The sequence below is a fragment of the Photobacterium chitinilyticum genome, assembly GCF_004104355.1.
Taxonomy (GTDB): Bacteria; Pseudomonadota; Gammaproteobacteria; order Enterobacterales; family Vibrionaceae; genus Photobacterium; species Photobacterium chitinilyticum.
The window spans coordinates 22,491-30,876 of record NZ_RJLM01000024.1 but is presented as its reverse complement, the minus strand read 5'-3'; the positions used below and the strand labels follow the sequence as shown (position 1 = coordinate 30,876).

11 protein-coding genes and 1 pseudogene are annotated in these 8,386 nt (G+C 42.3%); 5 read left to right on the top strand and 7 right to left on the bottom strand.

Annotated features, from left to right (window positions below):
* Positions 1 to 93 (top strand): annotated as a pseudogene (locus EDI28_RS24915) (IS6 family transposase); the annotation flags it as partial.
* Positions 94 to 368: 275 nt separating this feature from the next.
* Here the strand turns inward: EDI28_RS24915 and EDI28_RS24910 are convergent.
* A complete protein-coding gene (locus tag EDI28_RS24910) occupies positions 369 to 677 on the bottom strand; it encodes a hypothetical protein (RefSeq protein WP_128786562.1) in 309 nt (102 codons plus the stop codon).
* A 617-nt stretch (positions 678 to 1,294) separates the two neighbouring features.
* Between EDI28_RS24910 and EDI28_RS24905 the strand changes: the two genes are divergently transcribed.
* Complete coding sequence (locus tag EDI28_RS24905) at positions 1,295 to 2,038, top strand: hypothetical protein (protein ID WP_128786561.1); 744 nt, start codon at positions 1,295 to 1,297, stop codon at positions 2,036 to 2,038.
* A 727-nt stretch (positions 2,039 to 2,765) separates the two neighbouring features.
* On the opposite strand, the gene EDI28_RS24900 is transcribed toward EDI28_RS24905, so the two are convergent.
* Positions 2,766 to 3,545: a tyrosine-type recombinase/integrase gene (locus EDI28_RS24900; RefSeq protein ID WP_128786560.1), complete on the bottom strand. Its 780-nt coding sequence runs from the start codon at positions 3,543 to 3,545 to the stop codon at positions 2,766 to 2,768.
* Between the two features lie 417 nt (positions 3,546 to 3,962).
* Between EDI28_RS24900 and EDI28_RS24895 the strand changes: the two genes are divergently transcribed.
* From EDI28_RS24895 to EDI28_RS24885, 3 genes are all read left to right on the top strand, one after another.
* Positions 3,963 to 4,340: a hypothetical protein gene (locus EDI28_RS24895; RefSeq protein WP_128786559.1), complete on the top strand. Its 378-nt coding sequence runs from the start codon at positions 3,963 to 3,965 to the stop codon at positions 4,338 to 4,340.
* A gap of 122 nt (positions 4,341 to 4,462) precedes the next feature.
* Positions 4,463 to 4,654 (top strand): hypothetical protein, encoded by a 192-nt coding sequence (locus tag EDI28_RS24890; RefSeq protein ID WP_128786558.1) that lies wholly within the window; start codon positions 4,463 to 4,465, stop codon positions 4,652 to 4,654.
* Positions 4,655 to 4,962: 308 nt separating this feature from the next.
* Positions 4,963 to 5,391, top strand: a complete 429-nt coding sequence (locus tag EDI28_RS24885; protein ID WP_128786557.1) for a hypothetical protein — start codon at positions 4,963 to 4,965, stop codon at positions 5,389 to 5,391.
* A gap of 167 nt (positions 5,392 to 5,558) precedes the next feature.
* On the opposite strand, the gene EDI28_RS24880 is transcribed toward EDI28_RS24885, so the two are convergent.
* From EDI28_RS24880 to EDI28_RS27405, 5 genes are all read right to left on the bottom strand, one after another.
* Positions 5,559 to 6,134: a hypothetical protein gene (locus tag EDI28_RS24880; RefSeq protein ID WP_128786556.1), complete on the bottom strand. Its 576-nt coding sequence runs from the start codon at positions 6,132 to 6,134 to the stop codon at positions 5,559 to 5,561.
* A 14-nt stretch (positions 6,135 to 6,148) separates the two neighbouring features.
* The gene (locus EDI28_RS24875) at positions 6,149 to 6,334 is read right to left on the bottom strand and encodes a hypothetical protein (protein WP_128786555.1); all 186 of its coding nucleotides are present in this window, start codon (positions 6,332 to 6,334) and stop codon (positions 6,149 to 6,151) included.
* Between the two features lie 16 nt (positions 6,335 to 6,350).
* Positions 6,351 to 6,497, bottom strand: a complete 147-nt coding sequence (locus EDI28_RS27190; protein ID WP_199287493.1) for a hypothetical protein — start codon at positions 6,495 to 6,497, stop codon at positions 6,351 to 6,353.
* A 376-nt stretch (positions 6,498 to 6,873) separates the two neighbouring features.
* Positions 6,874 to 7,158: a hypothetical protein gene (locus tag EDI28_RS24865; RefSeq protein ID WP_128786554.1), complete on the bottom strand. Its 285-nt coding sequence runs from the start codon at positions 7,156 to 7,158 to the stop codon at positions 6,874 to 6,876.
* Positions 7,159 to 7,290: 132 nt separating this feature from the next.
* Positions 7,291 to 8,304 (bottom strand): toll/interleukin-1 receptor domain-containing protein, encoded by a 1,014-nt coding sequence (locus EDI28_RS27405; protein WP_233353504.1) that lies wholly within the window; start codon positions 8,302 to 8,304, stop codon positions 7,291 to 7,293.
* Between the last annotated feature and the right edge of the window lie 82 nt (positions 8,305 to 8,386).

Genomic DNA, 8,386 nt, shown 5'->3' with positions numbered 1-8,386 from the left:
TTTTGGCTTCGTCATGATGAACGTAAAACCATTGTGCGAGAGAGATCCGCCTTCATGAATCGTCTATTCAATGTTGAGGTTATTTACCAGTAATCATTAAGCCCATCACTGGGTAGATCTGCCTTATCTGATTATTTGCAACAAGCCGATGATATCCAGTACAAACATTCTGCTTCTCTGGGAGCCAACTCAGGAAATAGGATATTTATGACTTTAAATAGAATATCTTGTGGAAAATCATTGATCTGCCTACAAATTTCGATAGGATCGCGGGTAGCCATAGCAGCCTCCGGTTAGGTTGTATTGGTTAGCTAATTACGGGAGGGCCGAATCTCTCGTAATTAGCGACATTATTGGAATTGCCTTCACTACTCCTTTGTTTGTTTTTCTTGGTATGTAAAATAGGATTCGATCCAGTCCGGAAAGACAACATCGATTGGGTTTGGATCTGGGCGTTTCAACTTTCTATTTTCAATATACACATTTAAATTAAGCCACCGATTCACTTGTTGGGGGGATACTCCCAGATCCCGGGCACAACGAGTTTTCGCCCCGCGTTCGTCGCCATACCAAAAGCAAATGTAATCACGCAGCAATACTTGCGATCCTTCCATTTTTTTTGCAAACATCCGGTTCTTATCAAGCTCGTCTTCCAATGCATCTGCAGCTTTTTTCATTTGTAGCTCTTTCGTCAACATTTGTTGAATTAACTATACTCTAATCGTTTATTTTATTCTTAATTTTTACACTGTGGGGGTTTAAATATCAAATCTAAATCTGATTCCGATTCGATTGGAGATCAAATAGCTTGAACTCTCCTATGGGTACGTTAGAATGTACTAAGAATCTGAGAGTACAATGCCTAGTTTCGCGTAGTGAACTAGAGTGGTGTATTCACCGAATTCAGAGTGTGTTGGGAGTGAGACCCCGACAATATAGCATTCGCAGAAAAGGCCAAGTTCCCGCAAGGATTTGGCCTTTTTTGTGCCTGGCGATCAAGTGTTTGATCTTTGGAAAAAATATTATTATAGTGATCCGCAATGTTTGGCTCTCAACCAAGCAGACCTCTAACTTGCGGAATTATTATCATGACCAGATCCCTATACGGCTGCCTGCAGCCCAGAATATCCAGACATAACCCCGATCACCAACGGTTAGCGCTCCAACGCCTATACCTATGTTGCGATGATGAGGGATTGTGTCATGCCCGTCTCTAAGCGCACCTCCTTTAAAAATCAGTCTCAACGGGATACGTCTTCGTTTTATGTTGATTGCGACGCTGTGGAGGCTAACCATGTCTGCTAAGCAGAAGCGTCAATATAAGAAAATGTCGAAAGCGGGTACTATTAAAAAGTACTCAGAGACTTGCAAGCGAGTGATCGTAGCACAAGGCAATGATTCGCTCCCGTTATCCACTCGCCGCGCTATTGACTTGGTCAATAAGTATCTTGAAAAACCATTTATTCTCAAATCCTTAAATCGACTTGCAAGTAAAACAAGCAATCAGCAGGCCCGGGTTCGGGATCGTATTCGCAAGGTGATTATCACTTTGCTGTCATACATGACATGGTCTAACCGATATATCGGTATAGCAAAGCGAGATGTGTTTGACACCGTCTGTCACGATGTCTTTATCGAGACCCACGAACAGATCCACGGCGAAAAAATTGCAAAGCGCACATGGGAACGTGATATCCGCCGTTTAAAAGATGCCGGTTACATTGACACCAAGCCGGTTCACTCGGTTAGCGAGAATGACGTTCGTGGCGAAACATGTCCTAAGTGGTTCACGGATAAAATTTTTTTAGAGTTAGGCTTCAAAGTTGCTGAGTTGAGGGACTGGGCCGAGCGATCTTTCAACAAACTGCTTCAAGCTGGGTTAACGAATGAGTGGCCAGTTTTTATCCCTAAGAGCCCTCGGCCCTGTCCGCGCCAGACAGAAATAGACTTCCCCGCCTCTACTTATGATGAAGTTCCTGACGAATTTGCTGAAGGGTTTGGCTGGGACTTTGACAGTGACATTCCGCTAAATTCATAACCTCTTTCTAGAATCCCGTTAGTTCGGGAGGTTTTCGCACACCTGTTGCTTACCAATAGAGATAACCAGGCTGACTCATCACGGTTTAGTGGCCGGGGTTCATCTGATTTTATCAATTTTTACGTTCAGTATGCTGATTGTTGATCATTATTATGTATATCTATTAAAAACTGGCGGCTGATTCAGGCGGATCAAATCGGCGGAATACTATCTATCTTTGATGCTTATCTTTTAGTTGTTTACAGTTCCCTCCCATTCTGGGCCCCTCCCGTGAACAACATTTTGAATTAAACTCGTTCCTCATTTATTCAAATAAAATTTATCTATAACACCTCATGTTGTGCATAACTCTTCATTCAAGAGCACAAGAACTATTGATACATCCCATTAAATTGCCCTACCAACAACAAACCATTTAACTCAATCAATGCAATTTAACGGGCCCCGTCAAGGCACCCTCAAACCTAGTCACTAAAAAAAAATCATCTTTCCTGATTTACTGATAACACGCTGATCATTTCTTTTGTCATCCGACAATAACCCATTTGCCAACACCTTAAGATCATTGCCCCGCGGGGCTAGCTTATCAGGACGGAGGGGAGAGGCTGCCTTGAAATGTCCACTTAATCGTAGCCGTATCGCTCCCACAGACTTTAATCGCACTGACGCTTCGCGTTGCCTGGCATGAGTCGCGCAGCGCCTCATAGACGCTTACAGGCGCGGTTCGTTATTCGCTTAAACGATGCCTGGTCGGAATGGCCAGCAACGGGTTGTCGGCCGGCGCCACTGAAAATGAGATTTCAGGCTGCGCAAATCCGCTGTCGATACTCAGTAGCCGGGTATACACCAGGGTGCTCTCGGGATCGCTATGCCCCATCCACAATTGCAGCTGATCCCGCTTCACGCCGTGAATCAATAGATTGACGGCGTAGGAATGCCTAAAAGTATGCACTGTCATATCGGGCAGGGTGATCCCGTCGCGTGCGGCCCGTTCTACCGTCTCGGCCAGCCAGTTCCTGGCGGTCTGGGCCGTGATGGGTTTGCTGCGGTTTTTCTTGCTGCCAAAAATGGGGTAACGCTTGTTGGGGCAGTGCGTGACAAGGTAACGTTCGAACTCGTTGCACAGCTGGGGATCTAACAGCGGCACTACGCGAGTACGCTCCTTCTCCCCCTTCCTGGGCCGGCCTTTCCCCCGCCGTTTCAGATTGACCAGGCTGATCATTCCGCGACCGTCTAGGCCCTTGGCATAATCCGCTCGGGTAGCCGTCAGCACCTCGGTGATCCGTCCGCCAGACGAAAAAAGAAGCCGGAACAGCATCCGGGCATGGTCATGGGGGCAATAGTCGAGCAATAGCGAGATCTCCGGCGCCAGGACGTATTTCGGCAGCTCCGCCCCCTGCTCAATCAGCTGCAGGGCGAGGTTCCTGAACGCATAGTGATAGTGCCAGTCGACTTTGAGCGGCGGCAGGGCGGGCGTGGATCGGTCTAGTTGGGCTGGCAGGGTCATGGCAGTTAGCGGTTTCTCGTTGTGGCTCCGTCGGTCTGTCTATTGTATGGGTCTGACAGATCGAAAAAAGATCTTTTGCCGATCCAAAAATTTGCCTTCTCCCTGCCAATAGCGATTTAAGACAAACAAGCCGATCCGGCGCTGTTCCGTGTTCTGTGACGAGAAAGGCTATATCTAGTGCCTTTGATGCCGGGCAGCCCCCAGTATTAGTGGATGAGCCTTGCCTGGCCCCGTTTTGCCTTCTTCCGGGAACGGCAAAGCTCCCCGCAGAAACGACAAATCCTTTTCAATGAGCTCAATGTTTTGTTTGTTATCAATGTGTCCAAATACATTAAGCACATAACAAATAGGTGGTAAAATGAACACATACTCACCAGGACAGGCGGTGCCGATTTAAAAAGCTTGTTGATCCCGGAGGTGGTTGATCAGTTGGATGCCGTGTTTAGTCGTGCTAATCAGACCGCCAACGGCATTCACAACAAGCGAGTTAATAAAGAAGTTCTGGACGCCCGTGCCGCGCGCGAGAAAGCAGCCCTGGAGGATGAGGAAGCCAACCAGGATCTGACCGATGCCTATAACGAAATTGAAGATCAAGCCGAAGAGATCCTGCGACTGAGCGAGAGTGAAACCACACTCAAGCAAGAAGTGACGCGATTGAAAGAGCAGCTGAGCCAGGCTAAGAGTCGGGGCGATCAACTGACCCAAGAGGTGGATGATTGTCGCAAGGAGATCGAGGGTAAGGACGGTGAAATCAGAGGATTGCAGCATGTAGCCAGGAGCAAAACAGCCAGCTAACGAAAACGCTGGACAGTGAACGCGAGACGCATAAGCACAGCCTGGAGAGCGAGTGCAAGGTACATGAGCAGGCGCTGCGAGAGGCTGATACGGTACTGAAAAAGTGCCTGGCAGAGCGACAGATGGCCCTGGATACCCATCATGAGGCCGATAAAGATAAAGTCGGCCTCACTGCCGAGCTGAACAAGTCCCTGGCCCTTGCTCAGAGCAAGGCCGAGGAAGTCCCGGCGTTACGCGAGAAAACCGAGCAACTGCAGGGACAGCTGCTGCAATTGGTCGGTGAGCGGCCGATAGATAAAGGTAATAATAATTAATCAGCCGTGTTGTTGCTAAATGGGTACAAAACCCCTATTAAAAGACCACGTAGTTTTAGTACTTCAACAAAGCCCCTTATTCCAGACGATCTTCATCGTTATGCAAAGATATTGAACTTGTTGCATAACGAGTTTAGAATGCTTTTGCTGGAATTTAATTGTTTTTGAAATGTTTCAGTATGGAGACTTGAGGCGTTGGCGCCTTAACGTGGCTGGTTCGGACCAATAGTTCCTATAGGCCGGAATCTACTATCTTACGAAGACTTCATAATTTACGAGAAAACACTCAATTGAAAAGGACGGTTCCGATGAATGTCAAAGGGAAAATAATCTCAGTAATAGCCTTATCGACTATTAGCTCATTTGCTTTTGCTGCAAATGGGTTAAACGATGCAGTTGATCTTGGTTATGTTGATGCGGCACGAAGTTGTGTGGATTGTGGTTCAGGGGCGATTGTTGATAAAGGTTATGTGGCTAGCCAACCTTATTGCACGAATAATAATGAGTTTTATCTACCTGTCACAAGTAAAGTGATAAGTAGTCATAACTATATTGTTTATTTGACCGACACCATTAAACACCAGAAAACACAACGTAAAACCTTTACTGGTGCACAATTGAAAGGTGCGAATTATTCCAATCTGCTGAGTATCGGCGGTGAAGCTATTAATGCAAATGCGATAAGGCTACAGTTGTCTGATAATGAACTTGTATTTGTTGGCACTTGCCAGAACTAAAATAAAATGCAAAGTGAGCATTGATTGAAAATGTGACTTGACATGAATACAGTTTAATTTTATCAATGCCCACCTGGAATACGTCACTGTGATAATTGTTGTGTATATCGGCAACGTGGAAAAGACGAACAGCTATAAATTTGCATGCTGACATATTCCACTTGTCCTTATTGCTGCTTTTCATCGAAAGTGAAGTAAATAGCATCCTTCAGCACGGCTTCGTTCATAAATGCCTCTTCATTGAAGTTACTACGATAGTGAATAACACTTGGTGTTATAGTGTGATGTATGTCTGGTAAGTAGCTCAATTCACCAAATGATTGCTCCACGTAGTAGCCTTTAAGGCGCTTTAGATCCAAGTCGTAGTATACTTTTTTATTATCCACGCTATGTACAGTCAGCTTCGTCGTACAGTCGGCCTCTTGAGTTTCTTTGAAAACTGTAACGTCTCCGTTTTTAGTATTTTCTACTTTCTTTGTCACAACCTGATGCTGTTTGTTTTCATGGCATAAATCGAATTTTTGTTCTGATAAAAGGCTGTCAAAATACAGTGTAATCTTTTGTTCAATAGTACTCTTGTCATCACTCTTAATCACCCAATGGAGCGCCCCTATACTCTTCTGTGGATCACCACGAACAATGTTGTTATTTAAGTTTTCGATGTATGTGTGCTGATCTTGCGATTGACCAGCACAGCCCATAAGAGCCGAAGTCAGTATCGGCAAGATAAATAATTTCTTCATTACCGTCCTTACTGTTAATTGGCTTGTACCCAAGCCATTTGTTTTTTATTGCCTTGTAACGTCACTTCTTTCTCTGTGTACCCACTTGCTTTTAGTGAGAGCATTACCTGTGCGTTTTTAGCAACTGTTAGCTTGTAAGCTCGTTTGCACGTAGTCAGGTCTTCACCAATGTATTCAAGCATGTTGTCTACTGTATTCATATTCCAATAATCCTTTTTATCGACGGAGAGGGCTTTTTTGAGTTGCTCCACAATCGGCGCAGGTCCAACTGTAAAGTGTTTCAGTCACAAACTTGCCTTTGCTTGGCGTATCTTTTAAAAACTGCTCAATAAACTTAGGATTTTCTTCAATAGTTTCTGCCATCGTATGTAGTTCAGAAGCTATAAGACCACCGCTTCCAGTCGTTTTCCAGTTACCATAAAGCACATAAAGAATGGCAACAGAAAACTGTAATTCACTGATCTAGAGGTCTTTAGAAAGAGCAAATTTTTTGATTTCAGGGACAGCTTCAAATTCAGGAGAAAACGGTGGCAATGATTCGAATAGAGCCATAATTTCAGGTGTAACCTGCACAACGTCTTCGAAATTTCGTTGCTCTTTCTGCTCTTGCTTCTTAACCCTTGCAGATTTTGCTTTTTGTTTAGCTCGTTTTTCCGTTTATCCATGTTACCCATATTTTCTTATCCTACTGCACTGGCTTTCTGTGTTTTTACTGAATATCTGTTCAAATTTGAGCTGTCTAGAAGCCAGTTCGATATAGGGTTTCACCACAAGAGTTACACTTGTGAATTTTCATTTTATCAACTGGACTTTTTATGCCCCATGGTTTTATTGATTTTGAGCCACACTTAAAGCACTTAATACCAGATTTCGTTTCACAACAGGGATATTGGCTAAGATACTCACTAAGATTGAAGTATTGCCTATATTGATAGGCATTATATTTATCTAAGGCTTTTTCCAATAACGCCTTCCCTAAATAACCAATTAAGAATACAGCAAAAATAATTATAACTGCTTCCACAACATATCCTCGTTAGTTATCGATTAAACTGTAAAATAAACATTTTTACTCCTATATTACAGTCAAGCAAATACTTTCTTTCCTATTATTTATTGGGTTGCTTCCATATGCTTATTAAACCTGTTTTCTGTGTTAATCAACTACCAACTGATTATCGACATCTTCAACTAAGCTAAATAATCTTCTAGCGATATTATTTATGTCTTCGTGTTCTGTTTTAATTGCCACTTTATCAGCTAAACTATGACTGTAATTAGAAACCTCCACCCAACTAACATTATGCCAAATAGGTAAGATTACTTTTCCTTCAGACATCGACTTGTTAACCAGTGCATCTAATTCGTACTGAGTCCATTCTTTTTTTAAAAAGTCAGGAGACAACACTACAACCCCAAATCTTGACTTAGATAAACCTAGATCAATTTTTCTTCTTAAGCTATCACCGATAGATAAACTTAATTCATCATACCAAACAGTAGAGCCCAAATTTATCAACTCACTAGCTAACTCCCTGACAAAAATATCTTTGTCCTCTGTGGCATGCGAAATGAAGAAATCATATTTATATTTTCTTTTTGATTTATTCATGGTATTACGAGCTCCTTTTAAGCACTCATTTTGAATGGCCTTTATTTTTGAAAGATCTTTTATTGCTTGAAATTCATCGTTTTTGTATATCAAAGTTAATAATGGCTCATCTAAATCTAGTATGCTAAAAACTATATAATTTATAGTGGATTCATTATTAACTTCAGTTTTGATATCTATTGACTCCAAACGATTGATATGATGTTCGATTTCAGGTCTCCTTAAATTAACCTTGTATTTGAAATGACCATTTCTTACATTGAAGCATATGTAACCGCTTGTATAAAAGTTTATATTTTGATTCGCTTTTGAAATGAATAAAAAATCAAAACCTTCGCTTTTCTTTTTGATCCTTAAATTGGCTAACCAAGTCTGTTTTTTATTGTCGTAGTCTACAATTGACTTTATTAGAAATGCAAAATAACCAAGCAGGAACAGGGTAATAAAAATGTCAGTAAAATCAATGTTCTCAAAAAAATAATTTGCAAAACACAAAACAGTAATCAATATAGCGATAACACTAACAGATATGTAAATTTTGAGATGTTTACACTTCATTTTTTTAATAATAGCTCTCTTTGAATTTGATTAGTCAATGTAAGTGCACCTTATTCCATGTTTATGGACTTATCCTTAGTTA

Coding starts and splice junctions, on each gene's coding strand:
- EDI28_RS24910 (WP_128786562.1), bottom strand. CDS start 677: ATGAAAAAAGCTGCAGATGCATTGGAAGACGAGCTTGATAAGAACCGG.
- EDI28_RS24905 (WP_128786561.1), top strand. CDS start 1,295: ATGTCTGCTAAGCAGAAGCGTCAATATAAGAAAATGTCGAAAGCGGGT.
- EDI28_RS24890 (WP_128786558.1), top strand. CDS start 4,463: ATGGCCCTGGATACCCATCATGAGGCCGATAAAGATAAAGTCGGCCTC.
- EDI28_RS24875 (WP_128786555.1), bottom strand. CDS start 6,334: ATGAATACAGTAGACAACATGCTTGAATACATTGGTGAAGACCTGACT.
- EDI28_RS24885 (WP_128786557.1), top strand. CDS start 4,963: ATGAATGTCAAAGGGAAAATAATCTCAGTAATAGCCTTATCGACTATT.
- EDI28_RS24880 (WP_128786556.1), bottom strand. CDS start 6,134: ATGAAGAAATTATTTATCTTGCCGATACTGACTTCGGCTCTTATGGGC.
- EDI28_RS27190 (WP_199287493.1), bottom strand. CDS start 6,497: ATGGCAGAAACTATTGAAGAAAATCCTAAGTTTATTGAGCAGTTTTTA.
- EDI28_RS27405 (WP_233353504.1), bottom strand. CDS start 8,304: ATGAAGTGTAAACATCTCAAAATTTACATATCTGTTAGTGTTATCGCT.
- EDI28_RS24900 (WP_128786560.1), bottom strand. CDS start 3,545: ATGACCCTGCCAGCCCAACTAGACCGATCCACGCCCGCCCTGCCGCCG.